Here is a 26,032-nt window from a genome sequence, read left to right as displayed (position 1 = left end):
CATTCTTACTCAATTCTGATTAAAGAATCGGTCCATCCCCCCAACTATCAGAGTCAAGTAATTTCACACCATCCACCTGCGCCTTACGTTCAATCGTCTCTAGTGCAATAGCGCAAAGGCGATACGAACCATTTGTTTCCAAGAGAACGCGGCGCAAAAGGTCATTGGCGACTTCAATACCATCTTCGAGCAACTCATTAACCATTACCTGTAGATCATCAATTGCTGCTGATTGGAATTCATAACGGGCAGAAATACGGCTATCTAACTGAGGCAGATTTGCGACCTTACGAGCAATCTTGTCCATTCCGACAAGAATAATGACGGTGTCTGTTAAATCATGAATGTCTCGAATCATTTCTAAGAGCTCAGGCTGATCCATGTAGTAATCAGCTTCATCAAGGAAAATAACACGAGGTTCCATGGTTAGTGCATCAACAACCTTTTCAAACTTTGCCATCTTGTTACGTGGACGATCTCGAATACTTAACTCTTTAAGCAAGCGGTCAAGAAATGTTGCGGGGGTTTCAAGACGAACCGCACGGAGATATACGCCATTATCAATATTATTAAGCAACTTGAGTGTGGCCATTGTTTTACCCAACCCCGGACGCCCATCCATCAAGCCAATACTAGGAACAGCAGGAGAACGAGACAGTAATTGACTTAATAGAATGCTTGCTTGTGCAACATTTTCGGTATACGCAATTGTATATTTCATCGCTTATGATCCTTATTTATATACTTGTTTACACATGTAAAAATGTTAGTTTGACTAACCAAGGCTACTTAACGGCTGGTCTTCTTGACTGAATTTCCAGTTTTTAAACCTTCTGCCATTTTTGCCAACTTCGGCTGGGCCTTACGGAAATCATTCATAATTACAATTTCTTCCGTCGTAAGAGTTCGTAAGTCCTGCTGGCGCAGGTAATACGTAAATTCTTCCATCTGATTTCGAAACCGTGGCTTAGCCTCTTGCGCTTTAAGTGCTTCATCAATTTGCAGCTGCTCTTCCCGTCGCCGTTCAAATTCGCTACGATCCATACGCTGTTTTTCAGGCTCTTTTATCGCTTGTTTAGCACCTCGAATCGCGGCGGTATTAACGATTTCAGTCCGATGCGGTAATCCAGAAATTGACGCATTGCGCTTTTTAGCAGCAGCTAATACATCCATTGCAACGTCACCTACACCAATCTTTTTACTCGATTGACGTAGAGCTTTACGCTGCTCTGCCAGTTGTATGCTTTGCTGGCGACGTGCTTCTTTTGAAAGTTCGCTAAGTGTTACCCCTTGCCCAGCTAAATCAGGATTACGAGCAATACAGATAAATTCCATATTTTCAGGGTTAAACACGTATAGCTGGCCAATATCATGCGGATTCCACGAACAATAAATATTCTGGCCAATACGTTCGCCTAACTCAGCAGCAAAATAGCTGATACCTTCAACAACAATTCCAGCATCTTTATTGGCAACTCTCACCCCAGCTGCACGCCCAGAGCTAGCAGGAACCGGGCTGAGTAGAATGTCTAATGTTCGTTCACAATCCATCGTGCGAATGGTAGTGCGGTGTTTCTGCCATTGTTCAAATGGTGTACATCCCAGTTTCCTGTGGTGTTTATGGAGGTAGAAATTATTTATCCAGTCATCAATGATGACCTGTAGCTCTTTTGATGAGAGTGATACTTCAACATCAGCCCCTTTGCTCAAGCGCATTTTTCCATCACGGCCTTTCACTTTTGTAGTCGCCATGATCTGGTCAGCAAAACTTTTACGAGAACGAAGCTCCTGCCGTTTTGTTACGTTATGGCCACCATAGCCCGGTAATAACGTACTAATCCCATGTGCCCAGGTTCTAAAAAAACGCTCGATAAACGGCTTTTCATCACCCGCAAAAGGTTTAGTCAGAACTTGTTCTATCTCAAGGCTAGAGATCACGCTCATGACGCGACGGCTGGTGTAATCTTTACCGTTATCGGTTTTAACCGTGTCGGGTATACCAAATTCAAGAATCGCTTTTCGCATCAGTAAACAAACGGCTTCAGCGCTGGATGTCGGGTGTACGATCAGAATGGGTCGACGGCTGTAAACATCAATGCCACCTATAATGCTGTGGCGTCCATCGGTCAGTAATACATCTGACGGCGTTGAATCCAGTTCCCAAAGCTGATTAATGCGCGAGATATTTTCAGCAGCATTTCCCCACGCAACCTGTCGGCGATTTTTAAAATCATCAGGATTACTTAGCTGATTAAGTACTAACTCAAATTCTTTATGAAAAGACTGAAGCCAACGACGAACAGCACTGATCGAGGGAAGCGATGCATCAATTTTGTCTAACTCTATCTGTGCCCTGATCGCTTCTTGCAAGTTAGTCGCTTGGATATCAGGCTGATGCCAGAGCATCCCTCGGCAAAATGTCTGTAACTCCGCATGCTCATCAATCATGTATTTACGTTCTGATTGGTAGCTACCGGCCAGAGCGCCTGCACCTTCATTCGCCAGTGTTTGTTCCCAACGACGGAGTGACCGCATACTGACGCTTTGCACAACCTGATAAATATCAGCATCAAAATTTAGCTGTTTCCGGTTGTACTCTTTAATAAACGTTTCTTCCCCTACCACCTTTTGCTTCTGTGCTACAAACGGGGCTATATACTGTTTGTAACAAGCAACAATTAATAATCTGACTTCAGCTCGGGTTTTAGCTTTACCTTGCAGCCGGCCAAATTCTTGAGTGCCTTGCTGTAATGCCTTATGTCGGTCTTCTTCCTTTTTTTGTTGTTTGGCAACATTGCGTTTAGCGTTAGATTTTCCAATCGCGAATGTCGGTGATTCCTTTGCCAGCTTATTGGCAAAATATTTAGCCGCTGCGACTTGGATCTCTTCCGGCAACCCTGTAAACGCATATTCTTTGCCACCGCCACGTCCTTCTCGTGTCCGATTAGGCCAAGCTTCTTTCGTCGCTCGTATAGTGATGTTTCTTCGGTTTTTGCCACAAATGTGTGATAACTCTAACGATGAGATCCAATCAGTCATCTGTAACCTCACTCAACGGCTTTTCATTCTCTTCAGCTTTGTTAGACTGTCGAATTAGGTTGTGTGGTATTTTAGCACCACGTTTCCTAACACATTTTTTAGGATGGCCTTCAGAGTTATAGCGAGTGGGCCAAATCTCGTAAGGTTTATATCCAATCGCTGAGGCAATGATTAACTCAGCCCTTGGATACTGCCTACGTAAGGCATGGCCTACTGCATTAGCTGATAATCCGCTATGTAGCGAAAGTTGTCTTAGAGACCATCCAACCTTATCAAGAGCAGCTTTAATATCGGCGGGATGCCAATCTGATTGCTCTTGGCCGGTTGCCATACCGGCTTTTTTTCGGCGTTCTGTTGTGTTCATACATACAGATTAACGCACATAATTTTGCGCATACAAGCAAATGCACATAAAAATGAATACATTTCGTGGCAAATCACGATTTGATGCAAAATAATGAATGCACATTATTTTGTGCTTTGCATTTTTATTATCGAACTTGGATCAAAGCCGACTAAGTTCAATGCAAACTATGCGTTTCTTAATCAGGGTAATATCCTGATTTATAATGGATTTATTTAACTTGGATCGATGGCTTTACTAAACATGTCATGATCCAAGTTAATCGTTCGGAACCTGGATCATGGATACGCTTGCAAAACGATTAAAAATAGCTCGAACTCACCTTGGTTACACCCAAGACGAGATTGCGAACTTAATTGGTGGGAAACGGCGGGGATATCAAGCCAATGAGTCTGGCAACTCTGATCCTCGAAGTGATGTTATTACTGCATTTGTTAGCTTAGGTATTAATGCAAACTGGTTACTCACAGGTGAGGGCCAGATGCTAATAAATGACGATAGTGGGTTTCAGCAAGCCGAAACTCACCTTTCACCATGTGTGGCCTCTGAAGATAACGATCAAATTGATTTGCCTAAACACTTAAAAGATAAATTACAATCACTTAGCCATAAGCAAAAAATGCTCTGGGAAGAGTTACTTTCTGACTTGTTTAAGGTAGGTAAAGCGACAGAAAGTGATTTGGATGCTTTGCTGAGTCAAATTAGTTCTCAAGCACCCTCTATAACCGATGAACGATTTAATGAAGAATTTGTGTTAGTTCCTGGCTATCACATCCAGGTAAGTACAGGGAATGGAGCCTGCTTCCAAGGTGAGGAGGTAAAGCGACATCTTGCATTTCGTCGCAAATACCTAAAGTACCGCCAAAGTAACCCTGACTTGTTGGCCGTGGTGTTTAGCAAAGGCGATAGCATGGAGCCGACCATCAAAGATAATGACAGCCTGCTTATTGATTTAGGCTGCACAGAACCTAAAGATGGTAAAATCTTTGTCGTTCGATTTGGTGATGACCTGTACGCCAAGCGTATCCAGCAACTGATTAGTGGTGGCTTGGTCCTTATCAGCGATAATAAAGAATACAGAGAGCAGATTATAAGCCCTGATGAGGTCAATCAACTTCAGGTTATTGGCCAAGTCATCTGGATTGGCAAAGACGTCTAAAAAATGGCTCCGTGTTTTGCCAAACCATGCGGAGCCATTTCCTTAAACACTTCTTAAATTGCCATTTTACGCGAATTTGTAGTTTTTCACTCAATTCCACTCGAAGCCAGTCATATCAAGGCCTCCCACGGATTTCCGTCTCTTCCCAGTTATTCCCATATTTGTCATTCTAAGTGGTGTCCTACACTGACCGTCGAATTATAGGTCTGGATAACCTGTTGGGTTAGCTGACTGCCAACGCCAAGTATCTGCGGTCATATCATCAATCGTGCGAGTGGCTTGCCAATGAAGTTCCGTTTTTGCCTTCTGTGGATCAGCCCAGCATTCTGCAATATCGCCTGGGCGACGAGGCGCAATTTTATAAGCGACTTCAACATCCGCAGCTTTAGAGAACGCGTCAACCATCTGCAGTACACTGAAACCGTTACCAGTGCCTAGGTTGTAAATATGCAGTCCTGCTTCTTTGCCTTTATGAGTCAAAGCGGCAAGGTGGCCATCGGCCAAGTCCAGCACGTGGATATAATCACGAACGCCTGTACCGTCAACAGTTGGATAATCGTCCCCAAACACAGACAAAAACTCACGACGCCCCACTGCCACCTGAGAAATAAATGGCATCAGATTATTCGGAATCCCTTGTGGGTCTTCACCCATCTCACCCGACTGATGAGAACCAACCGGATTGAAATAACGAAGTAGTGTGATACTCATCTCTGGGTAGGCCTTCTGAATATCCGTCAGGCACTCTTCGACCATTAATTTACTGCGCCCATACGGGTTAGTCGCACTGGTCGGGAAATCTTCAGTAATAGGCACAGATGCAGGATCGCCGTATACCGTTGCTGATGAACTAAAGATCAGGCTATTAACGCCCGCCGCACGCATTGCTTCCACTAACACCAACGTACCGTGCACATTGTTATCATAGTATTCCAACGGTTTTTCAACTGACTCACCCACTGCTTTCAGACCAGCAAAGTGGATCACCGAATCAACATCGTTTTCAGCAAGAACCTTATCAAGGAAAGTACGATCACGGATATCACCTTGATAAAATGCGGGTGTCACACCAGTCAACTTCTCAATGCGAGCTAATACTGACTTCTTACTATTGTATAGATTATCAACAATAATTGGCGTCATACCTGCTTCAATCATTTGTACGCAAGTATGGCTACCAATGTAACCCATACCGCCAGTCACCAGAACACGCATGTTACTCTCCCAATTAAAAATCTTCAGATCAAAACAATATTATGGTTTGATTTATTCAAAATACCATAACTTATCCAAAATTAAACGTGTTACCGTAATCGCGCATATTTTACTCAATTATCTCTCTTATATTAAACGGCTTTTACAGACAATAAAACACTGTATAATAATCAAGGTTAATTTTCGAGGGAACGCTCATGTACTCCGCGCTCATAAAAAAAATACATCAATTTGCATTAATACTCGCAACACTTAGCTCACTGACTGGGTGTGAGCTGGTTGACTGGAAAGCACAGCACGATCGAAACGAATTGATCAGCGCTGGTTATCAAGAACACTTCTTACCACTAAAAGAAGGTGGCACGGTAAAATACTGGGTAGCAGGAACAGGGCAACCTCTGCTCTTGCTCCACGGTTTCGGTGGTTCTGCTGTTTCAACATGGAAGAATGAGATGCTAGAGCTTAGTAAATATTACAGAGTCATTGCGCCAGATCTTCCATGGTTTGGAGGATCATTCAGCCAAGGTGAACCGAATCTCACTACGCAAACAGACGCAGTATGGCAAATTGTTGACTCATTAGGCATTGAGAAATTCAGTGTTGCTGGCATTTCATACGGTGGATTTGTTACCTACAACATGATGATGCAACCAGACCGAGTTGAAAAAGGCATAATTATCGCCAGCCCAGGTCCATTGTTTAGTGATGATGATCTTGCGGCTCTTTGTTTACGCGCTGGGGTTGAAAAACCTGAACAGCTCTTTGTCCCGCAAAACAGCAATGAAGTCAGACGCCTTTTTGATCATGTTTTCATCGAGCCAAAGAAAATGCCTGATTTTATCGCACAGCAAATCTATGACGGATATTTTTCATCTTTCCAGACTGAAAAAGAAGCATTAATACAATCACTTCCTCAAGACAGAGAGCGTATTTCTCGCTACCCTGCACACAGCCTGCCGCCAAGCTTACTCATTTGGGGGGACAGTGATGATATTTTCCCACTCAAGAGTGGTATAGCGCTGAGTAAGTACCTGAACTCAGCCATCATCGTTCTACCTGAAACGGGTCATGGCGTCACAAATGAGCAGCCAGAAACCGTCACGAAGCTGTTACGGTCATACGTTGGATAGCAAAAACGCGATACTTATCTCAGATCATGATATTACATCGTTTTCATCGAAAAAATTAGACATGTGACAACCCCTGATTTAAGCTAGTCCAACCAGTGCAAGCAGTTGCTCATTGGTTGGATTAGCTTAATCAAGGAATGACACATACCATGAGCATGGTTTTCAAGAGTCATCAGCTTCAGTCTGATAACAGTGCCTATATTGAACTAAGTCAGGAAACACTTCACCGTCAGCTCTCTATCCTTTTTCCGGCGACCGGGCTTGTTTATCTCGTTATCACATTCTCTTATTTTGTTTCTGATATTTCAGATCTCTTTACATCGCTGTCTGTCACTGGTGCTTTACTGGCTTACCTGCTCGCTTTTATCAATAAACGTCGAAGCAATCCGACCTATTTGATCTGGATATTCATCCTCTTTACCAGCGTAAACTGTGTCTATGGTTTTTATACCGATTCCGCGAACCTTGTTGCTAACACCATTGCCTTAACCATTCCACTATTATGCTTCTTTTCACTCAAGCACCAGCACGCATGGTGGTATAGCCTATTATTTGGCATGTTCTATATCACCTTAAGCGCAGGTGAGATTGTACAAAAGCATTTACAGATCAATGAGGCATTGCAGAACATCAGTGCTTATTCTCTCGTTTTAGTCATGGCTTATCTGCTTGCCCAGCACCGAAATGAAGCCATTAGCCGAGTGAAACAAACCGCCACTACTGATTTTCTAACTAGCCTACATAACCGACAAGGTATCGAAGCTATTTATCGGCATGAAGCTCCCCGCTGCCGTCGCTATTGCAAAGATCTATCGTTGATTTTGATTGAGCTTGATGGACTCAAAGACATTAATGATCGCTACGGCCTTGACGTGGGTGATCAGCTATTGATGATGTTATCGCGCTACCTCAGAGAAAAAACGCGCAACTCAGATCATACTGCTAGAATGGGCGGTGAAGAATTTTGTCTGTTACTACCCGAAACATCCTTAGCTGAAGCGGAAGCCTTTGCTATTAATCTGAAAAATAAAGTCGCTGACTGGCAGCTTGAATTAGAATCAGGCAAACGGATTTCTGTCACAATCAGCATCGGACTTACTCAGGTGGAATATCAAGACTTTAGCCTCGATTACCTGAAAGCGGACAACGCCTTACAACGCGCCATAAACTGGGGCCGAGATCAAATCGTGATCGGCTAGTGTGAAGATGATGACAACCAAAACCCTGTGCCAATGGAAATGTTTTTCTATTGAACAAACAACTCACACCCTACCGGATGGGCGCGATATTGAGTTTACTACCGTCAAACACCCTGGCGCGGTCGTTATAGTCCCCATTACAGATAACGGTGAATTGGTTATGGTTCATCAGTATCGCCCTGCTATCAATGATTGGATCCTTGAATTCCCTGCAGGTACCCTTGAATCAAAAGAAGATATTCTCGGTGGAGCCAAACGCGAGCTTGCAGAAGAAGTCCAGCTAAGTGCCGAACACTGGCAAGATATCGGCGATCTATTCCCGGTACCGGGATTTTGCGATGAAGTGCAGCACCTGTTCGTTGCTACCACCCTGACCCCATGCCACGGTGAATTAGACGATGATGAAATCATTGAAGTTGTCACCCTCTCAGTGCCTGACTTTTTAGCCAAAGTCGCCAGCAACAACATTAAAGACGCAAAAACTCTGGCTGCATTCTTAAAAGTGCAGGCGATGGGGCTGCTCAATGAAAAACCTTAATTCACTTCGCTATTTCACTGCAAATATGGCATCTTTAGCGACACACTAACTCGTATCGATTAAGGTTCAAAATTATGGACAAACTCTTTCCCATCCTGAACAAATTTGCCTCTATCATGGCAATGCTGATGTTTGTCATTGGTGGTGGTTTAGCACTGTTTGTTTTCTTTTATGGCTAACGCTACATCCGCATTCCACCATCAACTTCTAAGACTCTCCCGGTAAAGTAGTCATTCTCAACAATATACTTTACCGCATGAGCAATCTCCGAAGCTTCACCTGGTCGCTTAAGCGGGATCATCGCTTTTAAGCGTGCAATAGCTTCCGGTTTAAATTGCTCTGCCATCGCCGTTTCAACCACACCCGGTGCAACCGCTGCCGCACGAATACCATAACGAGCCAGCTCTTTCGCCCAACTTACCGCCATGGTTGCTACCGCCGCTTTGGAGGCCGCATAATTGGTCTGGCCAATATTGCCTGCTCTGGCCACACTGGATATATTGATGATCACCCCCTGACAACCTGATGCAACCATGGCTGCGGCGGCTTCTCGGCCACACAGAAATGACCCTGTCACATTCACTGACATCACGCTATTAAACTGCGCTAATGACATTTTGCTTATACCGTCAGGGGTGGGTTTTACAAGCATACCATCGCGCAATATACCGGCATTGTTAATCAAGCCATTTAACTGGTCAAAATCATTCATGATAGCGGCAAAAGTTGCTTCAACCTGCTGTTCATCGGTGACATCCGCACAATAGGTTAATGTTCTGGCATTTAACTGCTGGCATTGTTTCTGAGTGGTTTGCAGTCCTTGCTCATTAATATCAATTAAGGCGAGTTCGGCACCAGCCTTAGCCAATGTTATCGCCATCATCTGGCCTAACCCCTGCCCCGCGCCTGTAATGGCAATCACACTCTGTTTTATATCCATATTCCCTTTCTCCTATTCAATCTTGCATTTGCAGTACCAAGCCGTACTATCAAAACGTGCTAAGGCTTATTTCGATAAAATTCAAACAAGCTGGAAAAGTCACGCAACTCATTGCCACTGGCATTATGGAAAGCATAAAGATTGCGCGCGAGCGTTCCCATCGGAATGGGAGACTGGCTTTGTGTTGCCGCTTCTAAACCTAACCCGAGATCTTTGAGCATCAGCTTTGCCATAAAACCGGGCTGATACTGATTCGATGACGGGACTTTAGCCATAATGCCCGGGCACGGGTTATATAACTCCAACGCCCAGTTTCGTCCTGAACTTTGCAACATGATCTCTGACAATACTTGCGGATCAAGCCCGTTATCCATTCCCAGACTGAGTGCTTCGCAGGTGCCCGACATTAAAATACCGAGCATCAAGTTATTGCAGATTTTCGCCATCTGACCATCGCCGGCTTTGCCCGCGTGAAAGATGTTCTTACCAACATATTGCAGCACATCTTTGGCTTGATTGAAGGCCTTGTCGGTGCCGCCAACAATAAAGGTCAAGGTTGCCGCCTCTGCGCCTGCCACACCACCAGACACAGGTGCATCAACAAACTGAAAGCCTTGTTTATCGGCTTCTGCCGCCACCAGCCGAGCTGAGTCAGGATCTATCGTGGAAGAGTCGATCAAAAAAGTACCTTTATCCACCATTTTGAGCAGGCCGATGCCACCGGAATGATCGCCTAAATAGACCGCACGCACATGCTCACCAGCGGGTAGCATGGTAATGATGATATCAACGCCTTTAGCGACCTCATCCAGTGAATTCGCCACGTTAGCCCCTTGAGAGGCCAAGGCTTTGGTTGCATCCTGACTGAGGTCAAACACCTTGAGCGAGTATCCGGCTTTGAGTAAATTGCTCGCCATCGGTTTACCCATGTTACCCAATCCGATAAAGCCAATTTGCATGATATTTCTCCTCTAGCGATACGATCCAACCATTTAACAGACATCACTACCACGTTACTTAAGGTGTTGAAGTGGATGTTCGTTATCAGCCCATAATGGTGTGAACAGCTGCTCGATTACACCCGAATCAACCGAACTCACATCACTGTAGAGCCAGTTAGGTTGGCCTGTTTTTTCAATCAGCCTCGCCCGTACCCCTTCATGAAACTCACCTAACTCGCTACTTCGAACGGATAACGCTAACTCTAACCGGAAACAGTCAGCCAGCGATTCATTGTGAAATTGGGTGAATTGCCGATAACAGATATGTGCAGAAATCGGGCTCCCCTCCCGTAATGTCGTCTTCGCCTGTTCTAACCATTGATTACTATTAACATCATTCACTGCATTAGCGCCTTTAACTGGTGGTAGTTGCTCAATGTGCTGGCAGATCTCATCAAGCGAGCCGTACTGACAGGCCGTTTGAATAGCCGCTAAGTGAGGTAATAACTGGCTAGGTGGATGGCTGTCAGTAGCGAGATGGCCGAACGAATCAAGCAACTGAGTCACAATAATATCGGGATCATTGTCTTCCCAATGGGCTTGAATCAGTCGCTCAAGCAATCGTGATTTGTGCTCTGGTAGCAAAATATGCTCGGTCATTGCGAGTGCTAATGCATCGGTGGCGTTGACTGCGACTCCGGTGAGTCCCAAGAAGAGCCCGATCCCTTGTGGCAGATGATTTAAAAACCATGTCGCCCCTACATCAGGGTACAAACCAATACTAATTTCCGGCATGGCTAATCGGCTAGAGGGCGTCGTCACACGGTGACTGGCTCCAATATACAGCCCAATCCCACCGCCCATCACAATCCCGCCCCCCCAGACAATCACAGGCTTGGGGTAGGTATGGATCAGATAATCGGTACGGTACTCGAGAGTGAAATAATCCGTCAGGTACCCCATAGTAGTGACAGTGTCACCTTGAACCGATGAGGATGGGGATGCAGCTGATGATGTTTGCGCCTTATCTAAAATACGGTACATGGCGCGTACATCCCCGCCCGCACAAAAAGCTTTATCTCCCACCCCATGAATAAGAACACAAGCGATATCATCATCATGCTGCCAATGGGTGAGTGCCTCATTAAGCTGGGCAAGCATGTCGTAAGTTAATGCGTTTAACGAAGTCGGATTATCCAACTCAGCAATGGCAATCTTATGCCCGTCGTCGCAGAGGCATTCTCGTATGTTCACCGTTGCGGTCATCCTGATCCTCCCAGAAAGTCATTCGTTTTTTGATTTTTATTAATATTACGGGTTATTGATTCTTCCAATTTGGCGGGCGTTTCTCCAAGAACGCATTGACCCCTTCAGCTTGATCTTGGGTATCGAATAATTTGACGAAAAACTCTCGTTCCTTCATTAATCCATGCGTCAACGGGGCCGAGCGACACTGCTGAATCAATTGCTTACAGGCCGCCACTGACGACGGTGACTGATTCGTAACGGCCTGTGCCATTTTCATCGCGACGTCGAGTCCGAAGCCGGAGGCAACCACCTCTTCCACCAAGCCGATCTCTAACGCTTTCGCGGCATTCACTCGTTCACCACAGAGAATCATGCGTTTAGCCCAGCCTTCACCCACCAGCCATGTCAGGTTTTGTGTCCCACCCGCGCAAGGTAATAACCCCACTTTAGGTTCAGGCAAGGCAAGCTCTGCATGCGCTTCTGCTATACGAATATCACAGGCTAAAGCGACTTCCAGCCCGCCCCCCATGGCATACCCATTGATTGCAGCTATCGACACACCACGAAACTGGGTTACGGCCTCAAACGCCGCACCGAATGCCTGTGCCATCGTAACAGCGATCCCTTTATCACCACTGGCAAACAGGTTGAGATCGGCACCTGCAGAAAAGAATTTCTCACCGTGTCCGGTGATCACCAACGCATAAATGTCTTTATTCGTATTTAAGGACTCAACGGTCTCTCGCAATAGATTCAGACTCTGTTCAGTCCAGGTATTGGCGGGGGGATTGTTCATCGTGAGCACAGCAATGTGATCGTCAATCACAATCTGAATAGCTTTATCAGGCATAACGACTCCTGTAGTCAGTTAAGGTAACGGCGTTCACAACAGTTCGCATCCCTCGGCAAGTACTCGACGAGAAATAATCAACCGCATAATCTCATTGGTGCCTTCAAGAATTTGATGTACACGCACATCCCTGAAATAACGCTCTAACGGGTATTCTTTGATATACCCATAACCGCCATAGAGCTGAAGCGCCTGATCACACACTTTAAAGCCAACATCCGTAGCAAAGCGTTTCGCCATAGCACAAAACGCTGTCGCTTCCGGATCGCCCTGATCAAGCTTAAACGCGGCATAACGCACCAGTTGACGAGCCGCCACCAGTTCTGTCGTCATGTCCGCCAACGTAAATTGAATCGACTGAAAATGAGATAGCGCTTTACCAAACTGCTTACGCTCAGTCACATACTGCTTTGCTTGATTTAACGCCTGCTGGGCTGTGCCTAATGAACAGCTTGCAATATTGATCCGTCCACCGTCTAACCCCTTCATCGCAAACGTAAAGCCTTCGCCTTCCTCACCTAAACGGTACTGGGCAGGAATGGCCACATTATCAAGGATTACTGAACGTGTTGGCTGGCTATTCCACCCCATTTTTGGCTCTTTGCGGCCATAGCTCACGCCATTGGTATCAGCAGGAACAATGAAAGCGGTGATCCCGCTATTTTTACTCGGGCCACTGGCATCGTCACATCGCGCCATTACAACCAAGACGTCTGTCGCACCAGCACCGGAAATAAAGGCTTTCGCTCCATTGAGTACATACTGTTCTCCAACCCGCTGTGCCGATGTGGTTAATGAGGCCGCATCGGATCCCGCACTGGCTTCCGTCAGGCAATAAGACCCCAGCCACTCGCCGGAAATTAATGGCGGACAAAAATGCGCTTTCGCTTCATCCGCTGCAAAACTGGCTATCATCCAGCTCACCATATTATGGATAGTCATAAAGGCCGTTGTAGATGTACACCCCATCGCCAGCTGCTCAAATATGATTGAGGCATCCAATCTTGTCAGCCCTAAACCACCTTGTGCTTCAGGTACATACAGACTCAAGAATCCCATGTCTCCCGCTTCACGTAGCACCGCTTGGGGGAAGGTCTGGGTTTCATCCCAACTCGCGGCGTTAGGGAGCAATTTTTCATTAGCAAACTGGCGCGCAGCATCGGCAAACGCACGCTGATCGTCATTGAGAGCAAAATCCATCACGATCTCCTGTTTGAATGACTACTTAAGCTGAATGGTCATATTCGGCCCATCGGGAATATCTTCATCGAACCAACGTGCTGTCACGGTTTTGGTTTCAGTATAAAAACGCACAGCTTGTTTTCCGTAGGCGTGCAGATCACCGTAAAAACTGCCTCGCCAACCGGTAAATGAAAAGAAAGGTAATGGTACTGGAATAGGCACATTAATCCCGACCTGCCCGACTTGAATATGATGCTGGTATTTACGAGCAGCGGCCCCGGAGCGAGTAAAGATGGAAGTACCATTGCCATAAGGATTGGCATTCACCAAAGCAATCGCCTCATCCAGCGTTTCCACTTCAAGACACACCAGCACCGGGCCAAATACCTCTTGCTGGTAGATGGCCATGTCTGTCGTTACCCCACTGAATAACGTCGGGCCAAACCAATTGCCGCCAGGATAGTCAGCGACAGTACAATGACTCCCATCGAGTTCACACACCGCACCTTGCTGTTTCGCTTCCTCCACCAATGTTGTCACGCGTTGCTTGGCATCAGGACTGATCAACGGACCAAACGCGGCGTTCTCATCATCCCACACGCCGGGTGACACTTTAGACATTGCCACACACAGATCCGGAATTACCTCTTTAGCGTCCCCCACCAGTACAACAACAGAGATAGCCATACAACGCTGTCCCGCCGCTCCAACCGATGCACCAACCAAATTGTTCACGACCTGATCCATATTGGCATCTGGCATCACTACCATATGGTTCTTCGCCCCGGCAAAGGCCTGTACCCGCTTGAAGTGCTGCGTAGCCGTTTGATAGATATAGCGCGCCACAGGCACTGAGCCGACAAATGAAATTGTCCGAATGTCGGGATGGGTCAGCAAATAATCGACCTGCTCTTTGCCGCCATGTACTATCTGCAACACCCCTTTAGGTGCGCCTGCTTGCTCAAACAATTCCGCTAATCGAATCGCAGTCAGTGGTACTTGTTCAGACGGTTTGAGAATAAAGGTATTACCCGCCGCAATCGCCATGGGAAACATCCATAAAGGGATCATCGCAGGGAAATTAAACGGGGTAATGCCACAGCACACCCCAAGCGGCTGTACCAGTGAATAACTGTCAATGTCACTGGCGACATTTTCAACGGTTTCCCCCATCATCAGGCTCGCCATATTGGCGGCTTGTTCCACCACCTCAATACCGCGCCACACATCACCTTTGGCATCCGCGAGGTTTTTCCCGGTTTCAGTCGACAATAAGGTCGCGATTTCATCATGGTGGGTTTTCAACAAATATTGATAAGAGAGCATTAACCTCGCCCGCTCAGGCGTCGGCACTTCACGCCAGGTGGTAAATACCTCACAGGCACTGGCAACAGCCTCAGCCATTTCCTGCTCAGTCGTGTCGGGTAACTGTGCTATTGGCTGGTTAGTGGCCGGATTGGTCACATCAGTCCACTGATCAGAGAGTGATTTTTTAAATTCACCGTTGATGTACAGAGGTACGGTTGGAATATCAATATTGTCATTCATTGTGGCACCTCAACAGCAATGGCCGTCGCTTCACCGCCACCAATACAACACGCCGCCACGCCTGTAACAGCACGGCCAGTCATATCTCGCTGACGGTTTAACCGGTGGATTAAGGTCACTAAAATACGCGCACCACTGGCCCCTATCGGATGCCCAAGTGCGCATGCGCCACCATCAGGGTTAACCCGATCAGGTAACAGGTTCAATTCCCGCATCGCCATTTGAGTGACAACTGCAAATGCTTCATTAATTTCCCAGCTGTCGACCGCATCGGTTTGCCATTGCAAATCTGTCATTAATTGGCGAATGGCATAAACGGGAGCCACAGTAAATTCACTCGGCGCTCTGGCGTGTGTGGTGTGACCGCGGATGATAGCCAGGGGTTTGATACCCTGCTGACGGGCAACATCGGCATCCATTAAGATCAATGCCGCTGCACCATCTGAGATCGAACTCGAATTTGCAGCCGTCACACTACCAGCAGGATCGAAGGCGGGTTTCAGTTGGGCAATGTTATCTACATTGATTTCGCCGGGATGCTCATCGACACGAACGATATGGTGGCCATGTCGTTCTGATACTTTAATCGGGACAATTTCTTGTTCAAACCAGCCCAGTTCCTGTGCGGCTAATGCACGTTCGACTGATTTGATAGCCCACTTGTCCATACTCTGGCGGGAAAAATGCTGATCATCAGCCAGTTTCTGCGCATAAACACCCATTAATCTACCGTCATACGCATCCTGTAAACCGTCGAGGAACATATGATCATGTAAGGTGCCATGACCCAGACGCTGACCCGCTCGCGCCTGCAACTGCAGGTAAGGGGCATTGGTCATGCTTTCCATTCCGCCTGTGACAACTGTTTGATGATTACCAACACGAATTGCGTCGTATCCCAGCATGACGGCCTTCATTCCTGAACCACACACTTTATTGATGGTAGTACACCCCACAGAGCTAGGAATACCCGCACCAAGGGCAGCCTGACGTGCCGGTGCCTGACCGACACCTGCCGTTAATACATTCCCCATCAGCACTTCATCGACCATTTCAGCCGAGATCCCTGCGGCGTTCAAGCTGGCAGCAATGGCATACTGCCCAAGCTTTGGGGCTGATAGTGACGATAACTCCCCTTGAAAGCTCCCAATTGGGGTTCGATTGGCTGCGATAACCCAAACTTCTTTATTCATACCGAGCTCCGCCTATTGCGAATGAAGGATGATTCTTGACGTTTACGTAAGCATAGCACTAACATTTACGTAAACGTTAAGAAACACAATACCCACAAGTCGACCGATACAGGGGTACAGTACGGTGGAAACGTTCAAGATAAGCGAGCTTGCCAATGAATTTGATATCACCACCCGAAGCATCCGGTTTTATGAGGATGTAGGACTGCTACAGCCTGATCGTCAAGGCAATATCCGGGTATATCAACGACGGGATAAAATAAGACTGAAACTGATTTTGCGCGGGAAACGTCTCGGGTTTTCGCTGGCTGAAATACGGGAATTATTCGAACTGTATGACACCCATCAGAGCCATCATCAACTGCATAAAATGCTCGATATTATTAATGATAAACAGGCCATTCTTGAGCGCCAGCTTGAAGACATTACCGTTGTGATGAAAGAGCTAAACATCGCCAGAAACCGCTGTCAGCAAGCATTAAACAGCTCATAAGTCATCGTCTGCTTCTTCTTGTTATTCGCTCATAACCCCCTATGAGGAAAATCTCTAGGAGCGCCAATGAAAGACATCATTACGCCGCTGAATTTTGGATTAGGTGAAACCATCGACATGCTACGAGAACATGTCAGTGGGTTTGCCGAGAATACTATCGCCCCACTCGCGGCTGAAATAGATAGTGACAATCAATTTCCCAATCACCTATGGCCCAAACTTGGTGAAATGGGACTCCTTGGCGTCACCGTCAGTGAACAATATGGCGGGGCCGATATGGGGTATCTCGCCCATGTGGTTGCCATGGAAGAAATAAGCCGCGCATCAGCCTCTGTCGGATTAAGTTACGGTGCCCACTCAAACCTCTGTGTAAACCAAATATTCCGCCATGGTACGCTCGAACAAAAAGCCAAATACCTCCCGCCGCTGATTTCAGGGCAACACGTTGGTGCCTTGGCAATGAGTGAACCCAATGCTGGGTCTGATGTGGTTAGCATGCAGCTAAAAGCAGAACAACAAGGTGACCACTACGTCCTTAACGGCAGTAAAATGTGGATCACCAATGGTCCTGATGCCCATACAGTGGTGGTGTACGCCAAAACCGCCCCAGACCAAGGCGCACACGGTATTTCAGCATTCATTATTGAACAGGGCTTTAGTGGATTTCACCACGCTCAGAAACTCGATAAGTTAGGCATGCGCGGCTCTAACACCTGCGAACTGGTTTTTGAAAACTGCATCGTCCCCGCCGATAACCTCTTGGGCGAGCTTCACCACGGAGTCAATGTACTCATGAGCGGGCTCGACTATGAACGCGTAGTACTTGCAGCAGGGCCATTAGGGATCATGCGCGCCTGTTTAGATCTGGTCTTACCCTATATTCATGACCGAAAACAGTTTGGCCGCGCTATCGGGGAGTTCCAACTGATACAAGCGAAAATCGCCGATATGTACACCCGCACCAACGCCGCCCGTGCCTATGTATACACCGTCGCCGCTGCCTGTGATCGCGGGGAGGCAACCCGCAAAGATGCAGCGGGGGTGATCCTCTATGCCGCCGAGCTTGCCACCCAGCTGGCATTGGATGCTATACAACTTCTTGGCGGTAACGGCTATATCAATGAATTTCCGGCCGGCCGTTTATTGCGCGATGCCAAGTTGTATGAGATCGGGGCTGGTACCTCTGAAATCCGGCGAATGCTAGTCGGACGTGAATTGTTTGAAGAATCTAAATAAAGAAAGGAATAGCCATGGCTATCATTCAAACAGCCATCGACCACGATGACCGTTTCTATCAAAACAATTACCGCGACATGTCACTCTTGGTTGAGCAACTGCAAGCACATATCGATACCATCAAATGTGGTGGCGGCACTGCAGCAATGGAAAAACAAAAGCAAAAAGGCAAAAATCCGGTACGTACTCGTATTGAAATGCTAATTGATCCAGACAGTCATTTTCTTGAAATCGGTCAGTTTGCCGCGTGGGATGTCTACGACGAGGCAGTTCCTTGTGCAGGCGTTGTCGCCGGGATCGGTCAGGTATCCGGTATTGATTGCATGATCGTCGCTAATGACCCCTCAGTTAAAGGCGGCACCTATTACCCCCTCACCGTTAAGAAGCACCTACGGGCACAGGAAATCGCCGAACGCTGTCACCTGCCCTGCCTGTATTTGGTAGACTCTGGCGGTGCCAACCTGCCTCATCAGGCTGAGGTTTTCCCCGACAGGGATCACTTTGGCCGCATCTTTTACAATCAAGCCCGCATGTCAGCCAAAGGGATCCCACAAATTGCGGTAGTGATGGGTTCATGCACAGCGGGGGGCGCCTATGTCCCGGCCATGGCGGATATGTCAATTATAATCAAAGAACAGGGCACCATTTTCCTCGCCGGCCCGCCACTGGTAAAAGCGGCTACAGGTGAAATAGTGACGGCAGAAGCCCTTGGCGGCGCTTACGTTCACTGCAAAACCTCGGGGGTCGCCGACTACTTCGCCAACGATGAACAACATGCGCTAGATCTGGCAAGACAAGCGATAGACAACTGCAACTTGCCACCGACAACATCCGGCAATCAACCACCACTGCGATCACAATCCTGGCCATCCCCACTTTATCCTGCAGATGAATTACTCGGTATTGCCTGTACAGACCTGCGCATGCCACTCAGCATCCGCGAAGTCATTGCCCGAGTTGTTGACGGCTCAGCATTTGATGAATTCAAAGCACTGTACGGCACCACTCTGGTGTGTGGGTTCGCCACATTATTTGGTCAACCTATCGGCATTGTTGCTAATAACGGTATTTTATTTTCAGAGTCAGCGCAAAAAGGCACGCACTTTATCGAGCTCTGCTGTAAACGAAAAATCCCCCTGCTGTTTTTGCAAAACATTACCGGATTCATGGTCGGCAAAAAAGTGGAAGCCGAAGGCATCGCCAAACACGGCGCAAAAATGGTCATGGCAGTCGCGTGTGCCGATGTGCCTAAGTTTACCGTGATCGTGGGCGGCTCCTATGGTGCGGGCAATTATGGCATGTGCGGCCGGGCCTATAGTCCGACCATGATGTGGATGTGGCCCAATGCCCGAATATCAGTCATGGGGGGTGAACAAGCCGCTGGGGTTCTCGCGCAAGTGAATAATGACAATAAACAGCAACGGGGTGAGCAATGGACAGCCAGTGATGAAGACGCCTTCAAACAACCCATTCGCGAACTCTATGAACAGCAAGGCAGCCCCTATTATGCCAGTGCCCGATTATGGGATGACGGCATCATAGATCCCCGCCACACCCGTGACGTCGTAGGCCGCGCACTCTGTGCCAGCCTGCGAGCCCCGATACCAGATAGTCAATTTGGCATATTCAGAATGTAGAAAAGGCCTAACCATGACGATGAAAAAAGGAAAGATAGATAGCCTAACGCTTCATCAACACGCGACAGATCCGGTGCTGTGCACGGTCGATGCCGATGGTATTGCGACCCTCACCCTTAATCGGCCTCATGTTCACAATGCCTTCGACAACCACAGTATTGCCACCCTACTCGACTACCTAAACCAGTTAAGTGCGCTGCCGATGCTAAGGCTTTTGGTACTACGAGCTAATGGCCGCCATTTTAGTGCTGGCGCAGATTTAGGCTGGATGCAGTCCATGATTACAATCAGCAATGAAGAGAACATCAAAGATGCCAATCAGTTAGCAGATCTGCTTCACACACTCGATACCTTCCCGACACCAACCATTGCCCTCATTCAAGGCTATGCTTATGGCGGCGCATTAGGACTGATTTGCTGCTGTGATATCGCCATCGCCAGCAGAGACGCCCGTTTCTGCTTTAGTGAAGTAAAAATTGGCTTAATTCCAGCAACAATCGCCCCTTACGTCTGCCGATCGTTAGGACAACGGCAAGCGCGTCGCTATATGTTAACCGCTGAAATTATCAGTGCCCACCAAGCCACCCACCTCAACCTGATTCATCGCATCGTCGCAACATCAAAAACATTGGATGATTCACTACAGCACCATATCGACATGATCTTAACCAACAGCCCCAATGCCATGCGTAAAGCAAAAGTGCTTTGTAAAGCCTGCGAAACCGACGCCATTGATGCGGCTCTACGCCAAAAAACGGCACAGATGATGGCTGAAATCAGAACATCCCCAGAAGGTCAGGAAGGATTAAATGCCTTCTTAGCGAAACGACTTCCAGAGTGGAATGATGGCAATGAGTAATCTCGTGAATGATTCACACCCAGACCTACACATAGGTCAAAAAAGTGCCGCCTTTTCCTCCGCTATAGCTGCGAGTCTTCCTGATAAGGTCACCATTTTCGAAGTCGGCGCAAGAGATGGCCTTCAGAACGAACAAGCAATAAGTACAAAAAACAAAATCGCCTTCATTAACGCATTATCAATGACTGGCCTCAAAAACATTGAAGCAGGTGCGTTTGTCTCTGCCAATCGCGTACCACAAATGGCGGATTCTATAGGAGTACTGCAAACGATTAATCGTCGTGATAATGTACGCTACTCAGCCTTAACCCCTAATATCAGGGGGTTTGAAATGGCACTGTGCGCCCATGTTGATGAGATTGCCATTTTTGGGTCAGCCTCTGAAGGCTTTAGCCAACACAATATTAACTGCTCTATCAGTGAGAGCATGGCGCGGTTCGAGCCAGTGATCTCACTGGCAAAATTGCATGGAATACCAACCCGAGGATACCTTTCATGCGTCACCGATTGCCCTTATGATGGCCCGACATCCCCCGGTAAGGTTGCCGATATTGCAAAAGCATTCATCGACATGGGCTGCTATCAAATCTCGCTGGGTGATACCATAGGTACAGGAACTCCGCTACGTATTGCTACCATGCTAGAAGCCGTTGCCAATCAAATCCCCGTCGAAGCACTGGCGGTACACTTTCACAACACCTGGGGACAAGCGCTACCTAATATCTACCAAGCGCTATTAATGGGAATAACAACGATAGACAGTAGCGTTGCAGGGCTTGGTGGTTGCCCCTACGCTCCCGGCGCAAGTGGCAACGTAGCCACCGAAGATGTCGTTTATCTCTGTCACCAACTTGGTATTGAAACAGGTATCGACCTCAATAAGATTGCACAAGCCGGCTGGCTGGTATGTCAGGCATTACAAATAAAACCACGATCGCATGTCTCACTTGCATTACAAGCCCTGCATAAAATAGGATAGCCAGCCTAAATCGCGGTTAACTCTCAGAACGGAGAAACCGCTGTTCTGCTTCAAGTTCATTCACTGCGCGCCATAATTTAAGCTCTCTATCACGAAACTTATCGGTATGCTGAATAGAACCTTCAACCTTTAACAAATCCATTGGACCAATATAATGGTCAATATGACTATTAAAGATCGTTCGAAATTCCTCTAACGTTGGCATTCTATTATTGTCATCTTCAAATGATTCAAAGATATCAGTCACTTTGCATGAAATATCACGCTTTATGCCATCGAGATCTACACTATTCATTCGTCTACTCCAACATGTCTTACCTGGCTGCCTTGTTATCAAGACACATAGAGTGTAGTTGAACAATTGAATCCCGGTTGGAAAATGGAATTTTTCGTTTATTAGAAACTAATCTCATTTTATCCACTGCCAACATTCACTCAATATGACTGAATGAGGATAGCTATAATCTATCCAGACCAACTCACATTTGTGAACTATGGGAGGAATGTAAGATGAAAACATCAAGAAATTTCGCCCATAGAGAAATAACCACGAAAAGACAATCAATAATTCTCATATCAATATTAATCTTTGTTTATTCAACCCCCTCGTTTTCTGACACGAACTATTTCGGATACGATACTCATAATGAGGCAATAAACAATGATGAAATATCTGAAGACACCAACGAAATCCAGCAGTGGATTAATGAAACGCAAGACACCATCTCAAACACAATTCATGAATACTGTCGCTCAATCGATCATTTTCTTGCTAAAAATGACGATGAAGACCCACTTCTAAATCGCAGCTATTTAAAGATCAAATTCAAGCCAAGGTACAGTCACCGTGAAGACTTTAGTGGTGATGCCAGTGTTAAACTTAAAATTGACCTTCCTCATACAAAAAGAAACTGGAAGCTCATATTAGACACTGACCCTGATGACTTCGACCGATTAGAAGATAAAGAACGTGGTATCAGTGATAACAGCGACAGCAGTTTATCAGGGGTTGTCGGAGGCGTGAGTCTGCAGGGCCGACAATGGGGGCGCTGGGAAACGAACTTTGACCTTGGTGTCAAAATTAAGCTGCCTATCGACCCCTTTACCCGCGCCGACCTTCGTCGAGTCGATAGGCTCAGCAGCAGCTGGACCAGCCGCATTAAACAAGAAATATTTTATTATCACTCAAAGGGGCCTGGCGCAATTACATCGTTCAACTTCTATTTTGCACAACCCAGTGATCCAACAACCATATTACGATTAAGTACAAGTGCACAGTATCTTGATACTGATAACAATTGGGAGTTTGTCTATCAGACTGAAATTTTTGACCGCTTAAACAATGATAACTTAATGCAGTATTCATTAGGACTCAGCGCTGATTCACGGCCAAACTACTCAATTACCAACTCATGGATTTCAATATCCTGGAAGCACCAGCTATATAAAGATTGGTTATACATGACTGTAACGCCAGAGCTCAATTTTCAGGATGAGTTTAACTATAAAGTCAACCCCGGGATCATGTTTGAGTTTGAGCTCTTTTTCACCGCTGAAGGAGGCATTGACCGATTGGCCCGGAAAATACCCAAACCTAATTAGTCAGCCTCTGCCGCCTCGCATTACTTAGCCCGAGACATCTCTAACGGATCGCTATAGTAATTTTCACAGTCATTCACCAACTGCGTATGCAGAAAGCGGTAAGTCGTTTGGATCATACCTTCAACCTCGTTGATATACCTCGCCGTCAGATCTGTATTCGCTTGCAATAAATTAGTTGAGAAAAGAGGCTTTATACTAACTGTCCCCCAGTCATACTGAATATGTGCAACATAAATACTGGGGATATTTTCGGGTATTTTAAAGACCAGCGTTTTATTACAAGGGATGAAATCGCCTTGGTTTTGTCCACTCGCATCCATCACCGACGTCGTTGATATACCAATGACATCGCCGGGATAAGCTTCGCCAATAATATAATCGTTATCAACGGTGCTTTGGTATTTGACGGTCGAGACCATATCCTCGATAAATACATAGTTATCGATGGTTCCTTTCGATAAGGTCAAATCGTAGAGCGCATTGTTATTGCCAATGACAAAGTAGACTTTGTCTTTGCTGGCTTCTGTGTTCTCAGCAGCCGTATTGGAGGTAGCTGCACAACCTGATAACGCCATGATCGCCATGGCACCCGCGAACGTTCTGATCATATCTCCTCCCTGATGCATGATAGCTACACTACTTACAGTATCAGACTAACACCGTGTCTGCATAATCCAGTCACTGCAAGATTGTCGTTAACCAATTTTCCCACTCTGTGACCACAAACAAAAAAACTCGCTATTACTGAAATTCACCATATCTCAACCGCCATTCTTAACGAGGAGTTGAGCTAACCATATAAGGCATGATTACATTTACTTTATTACAAAGAAAAAATGTGAAACTCACTATAGAAAACCACACTGCCAGTTGACCAAGAATAACACATCACATTTAAATTAAACATTGATATAAAAATACTTATTTTGACTATCATGAAATAATTTCCTTCTTCACGTAAAAATAGTATATAAGGATACATACATGACATTTAAGCATAATGAAGAAATAGTTTTCACAAAACTATCTCGTCATGTTCATACTGTGTTTTTGCACTGTAGTGCATCAGATAACCCTAGCCATGATTCAATTTCAACCATTAGAAAATGGCATTTGAAACGAGGATTTAACGAAGTTGGCTATCATTTTTTTATAAGTAAAAATGGTGATATTCATCTAGGGAGAAGTCTAGAAAAAACACCCGCTGCTCAAAAGGGTCATAATACTGGTAGTATTGCAATTTGTTTGCATGGCTTAAAAAAAGAAAAATTCACTGAAAAACAAATCAGTTCAGTAAAAAAACTCTGTTCTGTTATAAACAATGAATATAGTGGAAAAATGAAATTTCGAGGTCACTGCGAAGTATCAAGTAAATCCTGTCCTGTCTTTGATTACAAATCCACACTTAAATTAGATGAGGACCATTTGATTAACAACTCAATCACAAACACTCAATTTATTACTAAAGGCCGCATCGCTATTGCACATAATATTCTTGAATTATTTTCAACGGGAAATAAAGTTATTGAAATTCAAAAAGTTCTTTTTGAATCTGGCTATTTTACTAAAATTGATGGTATATATGGACAAGCGACAAAAGCTAGTGTTGAAGCATTCCAACGAGATAATAAACTGAAAATTGATGGTATCGTAGGACCTAAAACAATTGAGATAATGGGAACGCTTCGATTAGGCTCTATAGGAACTGCTGTAAAGTTATTACAATCACAACTTAAAATTAAAGGATATAAAGAAGTAATTAATGGGAAGTTTGAACACAAGACAGATAAAAATGTAAAAGCATTTCAAACATCAAATAACCTTAAACCTGATGGGATTGTAGGAAAGAAAACAAAACAAAAATTATTTGGAACTATCAAATCACAAAAACAATATTAAGTAGATAACCTCATGAATAATAATATTTTCATTGTGACATCTTTATCATTTTTACTTAGTACCACAGCATGCGCAGAGGATAGCCACAATACACAATTCAATACATTACATTGCTTAGGTACTGAACCTTTTTGGTCTATTGATTTACAGGAAAATGACATTAGACTCGAAGATTTAAACATGACTGAGCAGCACTTTAAATTAACACAAGTAATTATGAGCAGTAACCATACTAATAAATGGTTTCTCACAGCAAAAAGTAAAAACCAGAATGATTTGCTAACAATCTCCTTAAGCAAAACCGGGCAGTGTTCAGATGATATGTCAGACTTTAATTATGAATACGAGATAATTGTATCAACACCCGATGCCCTTGTTTTAAGCGGGTGCTGTAATAGAATTGATACCACTGAAAAGTGAACCGTTATTTCTGATTGATACCGACTATTGTTGTTGTAGCCAAGCACCAGCAAATGATCCCTACGACTAAAGTCAATAGTTCATGACCACATCGAGTAGGGTGAGGCGTCGCCGCCTCATCCCTCTCACAGAACCGTACGTACGGACCTCGTATACGGCTCATGTACATTTCCATTCAGCGTAAGTGCTGAACACATGCCCTGTCACAACATGTTCAATATTGACTAAACCAAGTTCATTGAACCATTGATTTGTCATAGCGTAGCTCGATAACGGACTCGCAGAGCTTCTCCAGCCTGTCATTCGTATGTGACTAAACGGCGGTTTATATCCTCGCTGTTTCAATTCTCGATGAAGCTTA

Annotated in this window: 26 protein-coding genes and 1 pseudogene; 13 read left to right on the top strand and 14 right to left on the bottom strand. The window is 45.7% G+C overall.

Features of this window, described 5'->3' with window-relative positions; translation table 11 throughout:
• Positions 1–19 precede the first annotated feature (19 nt).
• The 3 genes from L4D12_RS21200 to L4D12_RS21190 form a co-directional block, all read right to left on the bottom strand.
• Positions 20–721 (bottom strand): AAA family ATPase, encoded by a 702-nt coding sequence (locus L4D12_RS21200; protein WP_428449828.1) that lies wholly within the window; start codon positions 719–721, stop codon positions 20–22.
• A 68-nt stretch (positions 722–789) separates the two neighbouring features.
• Entirely contained in the window at positions 790–3,039 is a 2,250-nt protein-coding gene (locus L4D12_RS21195) for a DDE-type integrase/transposase/recombinase (RefSeq protein ID WP_428449827.1), read from the bottom strand.
• Positions 3,032–3,403: a helix-turn-helix domain-containing protein gene (locus tag L4D12_RS21190; protein ID WP_428449826.1), complete on the bottom strand. Its 372-nt coding sequence runs from the start codon at positions 3,401–3,403 to the stop codon at positions 3,032–3,034. Before L4D12_RS21190 ends, L4D12_RS21195 begins: the two co-directional genes overlap by 8 nt.
• A 280-nt stretch (positions 3,404–3,683) precedes the next feature.
• Between L4D12_RS21190 and L4D12_RS21185 the strand changes: the two genes are divergently transcribed.
• Positions 3,684–4,562 carry a S24 family peptidase gene (locus L4D12_RS21185; protein ID WP_428449825.1) on the top strand — a complete coding sequence of 293 codons (879 nt, stop codon included), beginning with the start codon at positions 3,684–3,686 and terminating at the stop codon, positions 4,560–4,562.
• A 198-nt stretch (positions 4,563–4,760) separates the two neighbouring features.
• On the opposite strand, the gene galE is transcribed toward L4D12_RS21185, so the two are convergent.
• A complete protein-coding gene (gene galE / locus L4D12_RS21180) occupies positions 4,761–5,777 on the bottom strand; it encodes a UDP-glucose 4-epimerase GalE (protein ID WP_428449824.1) in 1,017 nt (338 codons plus the stop codon).
• Between the two features lie 197 nt (positions 5,778–5,974).
• Here galE and L4D12_RS21175 point away from each other — a divergent pair, with 197 nt between their 5' ends.
• From L4D12_RS21175 to L4D12_RS21160, 4 genes are all read left to right on the top strand, one after another.
• Positions 5,975–6,907 (top strand): alpha/beta fold hydrolase, encoded by a 933-nt coding sequence (locus tag L4D12_RS21175; RefSeq protein WP_428449823.1) that lies wholly within the window; start codon positions 5,975–5,977, stop codon positions 6,905–6,907.
• 149 nt (positions 6,908–7,056) lie between these two features.
• Entirely contained in the window at positions 7,057–8,106 is a 1,050-nt protein-coding gene (locus L4D12_RS21170) for a GGDEF domain-containing protein (protein WP_428449822.1), read from the top strand.
• Positions 8,107–8,116: 10 nt separating this feature from the next.
• A complete protein-coding gene (locus L4D12_RS21165) occupies positions 8,117–8,644 on the top strand; it encodes an NUDIX hydrolase (RefSeq protein ID WP_428449872.1) in 528 nt (175 codons plus the stop codon).
• A gap of 74 nt (positions 8,645–8,718) precedes the next feature.
• Entirely contained in the window at positions 8,719–8,823 is a 105-nt protein-coding gene (locus L4D12_RS21160; RefSeq protein ID WP_428449821.1) for a 3-ketoacyl-ACP reductase, read from the top strand.
• Positions 8,824–8,825: 2 nt separating this feature from the next.
• Here L4D12_RS21160 and L4D12_RS21155 read toward each other — a convergent pair whose 3' ends face one another.
• Genes L4D12_RS21155 through L4D12_RS21125 form a run of 7 tightly spaced genes read right to left on the bottom strand, consistent with a single transcriptional unit; the run spans position 8,826 to position 16,546 of the window.
• The gene (locus L4D12_RS21155; RefSeq protein WP_428449820.1) at positions 8,826–9,584 is read right to left on the bottom strand and encodes an SDR family oxidoreductase; all 759 of its coding nucleotides are present in this window, start codon (positions 9,582–9,584) and stop codon (positions 8,826–8,828) included.
• A gap of 59 nt (positions 9,585–9,643) precedes the next feature.
• Positions 9,644–10,546: a 3-hydroxyisobutyrate dehydrogenase gene (gene mmsB / locus L4D12_RS21150; RefSeq protein ID WP_428449871.1), complete on the bottom strand. Its 903-nt coding sequence runs from the start codon at positions 10,544–10,546 to the stop codon at positions 9,644–9,646.
• Positions 10,547–10,597: 51 nt separating this feature from the next.
• Positions 10,598–11,791, bottom strand: a complete 1,194-nt coding sequence (locus tag L4D12_RS21145) for an enoyl-CoA hydratase/isomerase family protein (RefSeq protein ID WP_428449819.1) — start codon at positions 11,789–11,791, stop codon at positions 10,598–10,600.
• 52 nt (positions 11,792–11,843) lie between these two features.
• The gene (locus L4D12_RS21140) at positions 11,844–12,623 is read right to left on the bottom strand and encodes an enoyl-CoA hydratase (protein ID WP_428449818.1); all 780 of its coding nucleotides are present in this window, start codon (positions 12,621–12,623) and stop codon (positions 11,844–11,846) included.
• 33 nt (positions 12,624–12,656) lie between these two features.
• Positions 12,657–13,823, bottom strand: coding sequence for an acyl-CoA dehydrogenase family protein (locus tag L4D12_RS21135; protein ID WP_428449817.1), 1,167 nt, complete (start codon positions 13,821–13,823; stop codon positions 12,657–12,659).
• Between the two features lie 21 nt (positions 13,824–13,844).
• Positions 13,845–15,353: a CoA-acylating methylmalonate-semialdehyde dehydrogenase gene (locus L4D12_RS21130; RefSeq protein ID WP_428449816.1), complete on the bottom strand. Its 1,509-nt coding sequence runs from the start codon at positions 15,351–15,353 to the stop codon at positions 13,845–13,847.
• On the bottom strand, positions 15,350–16,546 hold the full coding sequence (locus tag L4D12_RS21125; RefSeq protein ID WP_428449815.1) for an acetyl-CoA C-acyltransferase: 1,197 nt from the start codon (positions 16,544–16,546) through the stop codon (positions 15,350–15,352). The genes L4D12_RS21130 and L4D12_RS21125 overlap by 4 nt, the downstream gene beginning before the upstream one ends.
• Before the next feature lie 124 nt (positions 16,547–16,670).
• On the opposite strand from L4D12_RS21125, the gene L4D12_RS21120 reads away from it, so the two are divergent.
• The 5 genes from L4D12_RS21120 (at position 16,671) to L4D12_RS21100 (ending at position 21,750) form a co-directional block, all read left to right on the top strand.
• Complete coding sequence (locus L4D12_RS21120; RefSeq protein ID WP_428449814.1) at positions 16,671–17,039, top strand: MerR family transcriptional regulator; 369 nt, start codon at positions 16,671–16,673, stop codon at positions 17,037–17,039.
• 66 nt (positions 17,040–17,105) lie between these two features.
• A complete protein-coding gene (locus tag L4D12_RS21115) occupies positions 17,106–18,275 on the top strand; it encodes an isovaleryl-CoA dehydrogenase (protein WP_428449813.1) in 1,170 nt (389 codons plus the stop codon).
• 14 nt (positions 18,276–18,289) lie between these two features.
• Positions 18,290–19,912, top strand: a complete 1,623-nt coding sequence (locus tag L4D12_RS21110) for a carboxyl transferase domain-containing protein (protein ID WP_428449812.1) — start codon at positions 18,290–18,292, stop codon at positions 19,910–19,912.
• A gap of 19 nt (positions 19,913–19,931) precedes the next feature.
• Positions 19,932–20,771 (top strand): enoyl-CoA hydratase-related protein, encoded by an 840-nt coding sequence (locus tag L4D12_RS21105; RefSeq protein ID WP_428449870.1) that lies wholly within the window; start codon positions 19,932–19,934, stop codon positions 20,769–20,771.
• A complete protein-coding gene (locus tag L4D12_RS21100; RefSeq protein ID WP_428449811.1) occupies positions 20,764–21,750 on the top strand; it encodes a hydroxymethylglutaryl-CoA lyase in 987 nt (328 codons plus the stop codon). The genes L4D12_RS21105 and L4D12_RS21100 overlap by 8 nt, the downstream gene beginning before the upstream one ends.
• Before the next feature lie 16 nt (positions 21,751–21,766).
• On the opposite strand, the gene L4D12_RS21095 is transcribed toward L4D12_RS21100, so the two are convergent.
• Positions 21,767–22,045, bottom strand: coding sequence for a hypothetical protein (locus tag L4D12_RS21095; RefSeq protein ID WP_428449810.1), 279 nt, complete (start codon positions 22,043–22,045; stop codon positions 21,767–21,769).
• Between the two features lie 215 nt (positions 22,046–22,260).
• On the opposite strand from L4D12_RS21095, the gene L4D12_RS21090 reads away from it, so the two are divergent.
• Positions 22,261–23,352 carry a hypothetical protein gene (locus L4D12_RS21090; RefSeq protein ID WP_428449809.1) on the top strand — a complete coding sequence of 364 codons (1,092 nt, stop codon included), beginning with the start codon at positions 22,261–22,263 and terminating at the stop codon, positions 23,350–23,352.
• A gap of 20 nt (positions 23,353–23,372) precedes the next feature.
• On the opposite strand, the gene L4D12_RS21085 is transcribed toward L4D12_RS21090, so the two are convergent.
• A complete protein-coding gene (locus tag L4D12_RS21085) occupies positions 23,373–23,960 on the bottom strand; it encodes a hypothetical protein (protein WP_428449808.1) in 588 nt (195 codons plus the stop codon).
• A 376-nt stretch (positions 23,961–24,336) separates the two neighbouring features.
• Between L4D12_RS21085 and L4D12_RS21080 the strand changes: the two genes are divergently transcribed.
• The gene (locus tag L4D12_RS21080; RefSeq protein ID WP_428449807.1) at positions 24,337–25,251 is read left to right on the top strand and encodes a peptidoglycan recognition protein family protein; all 915 of its coding nucleotides are present in this window, start codon (positions 24,337–24,339) and stop codon (positions 25,249–25,251) included.
• A 12-nt stretch (positions 25,252–25,263) separates the two neighbouring features.
• Positions 25,264–25,671: a hypothetical protein gene (locus tag L4D12_RS21075; protein WP_428449806.1), complete on the top strand. Its 408-nt coding sequence runs from the start codon at positions 25,264–25,266 to the stop codon at positions 25,669–25,671.
• A gap of 159 nt (positions 25,672–25,830) precedes the next feature.
• Here the strand turns inward: L4D12_RS21075 and L4D12_RS21070 are convergent.
• Positions 25,831–26,032, bottom strand: a pseudogene (locus L4D12_RS21070) (group II intron reverse transcriptase/maturase); the annotation flags it as partial.

This window comes from Photobacterium nomapromontoriensis (assembly GCF_050336815.1).
Taxonomy (GTDB): domain Bacteria; phylum Pseudomonadota; class Gammaproteobacteria; order Enterobacterales; family Vibrionaceae; genus Photobacterium; species Photobacterium nomapromontoriensis.
This window is presented reverse-complemented; position numbering and strand designations above follow the sequence as displayed.

Bases quoted from the DNA above. Each gene is read 5' to 3' on its own strand.
- L4D12_RS21200 (WP_428449828.1), bottom strand. From the start codon at position 721: ATGAAATATACAATTGCGTATACCGAAAATGTTGCACAAGCAAGCATT.
- L4D12_RS21195 (WP_428449827.1), bottom strand. From the start codon at position 3,039: ATGACTGATTGGATCTCATCGTTAGAGTTATCACACATTTGTGGCAAA.
- L4D12_RS21190 (WP_428449826.1), bottom strand. From the start codon at position 3,403: ATGAACACAACAGAACGCCGAAAAAAAGCCGGTATGGCAACCGGCCAA.
- L4D12_RS21185 (WP_428449825.1), top strand. From the start codon at position 3,684: ATGGATACGCTTGCAAAACGATTAAAAATAGCTCGAACTCACCTTGGT.
- galE (WP_428449824.1), bottom strand. From the start codon at position 5,777: ATGCGTGTTCTGGTGACTGGCGGTATGGGTTACATTGGTAGCCATACT.
- L4D12_RS21175 (WP_428449823.1), top strand. From the start codon at position 5,975: ATGTACTCCGCGCTCATAAAAAAAATACATCAATTTGCATTAATACTC.
- L4D12_RS21170 (WP_428449822.1), top strand. From the start codon at position 7,057: ATGAGCATGGTTTTCAAGAGTCATCAGCTTCAGTCTGATAACAGTGCC.
- L4D12_RS21165 (WP_428449872.1), top strand. From the start codon at position 8,117: ATGACAACCAAAACCCTGTGCCAATGGAAATGTTTTTCTATTGAACAA.
- L4D12_RS21160 (WP_428449821.1), top strand. From the start codon at position 8,719: ATGGACAAACTCTTTCCCATCCTGAACAAATTTGCCTCTATCATGGCA.
- L4D12_RS21155 (WP_428449820.1), bottom strand. From the start codon at position 9,584: ATGGATATAAAACAGAGTGTGATTGCCATTACAGGCGCGGGGCAGGGG.
- L4D12_RS21145 (WP_428449819.1), bottom strand. From the start codon at position 11,791: ATGACCGCAACGGTGAACATACGAGAATGCCTCTGCGACGACGGGCAT.
- L4D12_RS21140 (WP_428449818.1), bottom strand. From the start codon at position 12,623: ATGCCTGATAAAGCTATTCAGATTGTGATTGACGATCACATTGCTGTG.
- L4D12_RS21135 (WP_428449817.1), bottom strand. From the start codon at position 13,823: ATGGATTTTGCTCTCAATGACGATCAGCGTGCGTTTGCCGATGCTGCG.
- L4D12_RS21130 (WP_428449816.1), bottom strand. From the start codon at position 15,353: ATGAATGACAATATTGATATTCCAACCGTACCTCTGTACATCAACGGT.
- L4D12_RS21125 (WP_428449815.1), bottom strand. From the start codon at position 16,546: ATGAATAAAGAAGTTTGGGTTATCGCAGCCAATCGAACCCCAATTGGG.
- L4D12_RS21115 (WP_428449813.1), top strand. From the start codon at position 17,106: ATGAAAGACATCATTACGCCGCTGAATTTTGGATTAGGTGAAACCATC.
- L4D12_RS21110 (WP_428449812.1), top strand. From the start codon at position 18,290: ATGGCTATCATTCAAACAGCCATCGACCACGATGACCGTTTCTATCAA.
- L4D12_RS21105 (WP_428449870.1), top strand. From the start codon at position 19,932: ATGAAAAAAGGAAAGATAGATAGCCTAACGCTTCATCAACACGCGACA.
- L4D12_RS21100 (WP_428449811.1), top strand. From the start codon at position 20,764: ATGAGTAATCTCGTGAATGATTCACACCCAGACCTACACATAGGTCAA.
- L4D12_RS21095 (WP_428449810.1), bottom strand. From the start codon at position 22,045: ATGAATAGTGTAGATCTCGATGGCATAAAGCGTGATATTTCATGCAAA.
- L4D12_RS21090 (WP_428449809.1), top strand. From the start codon at position 22,261: ATGAAAACATCAAGAAATTTCGCCCATAGAGAAATAACCACGAAAAGA.
- L4D12_RS21085 (WP_428449808.1), bottom strand. From the start codon at position 23,960: ATGATCAGAACGTTCGCGGGTGCCATGGCGATCATGGCGTTATCAGGT.
- L4D12_RS21080 (WP_428449807.1), top strand. From the start codon at position 24,337: ATGACATTTAAGCATAATGAAGAAATAGTTTTCACAAAACTATCTCGT.
- L4D12_RS21075 (WP_428449806.1), top strand. From the start codon at position 25,264: ATGAATAATAATATTTTCATTGTGACATCTTTATCATTTTTACTTAGT.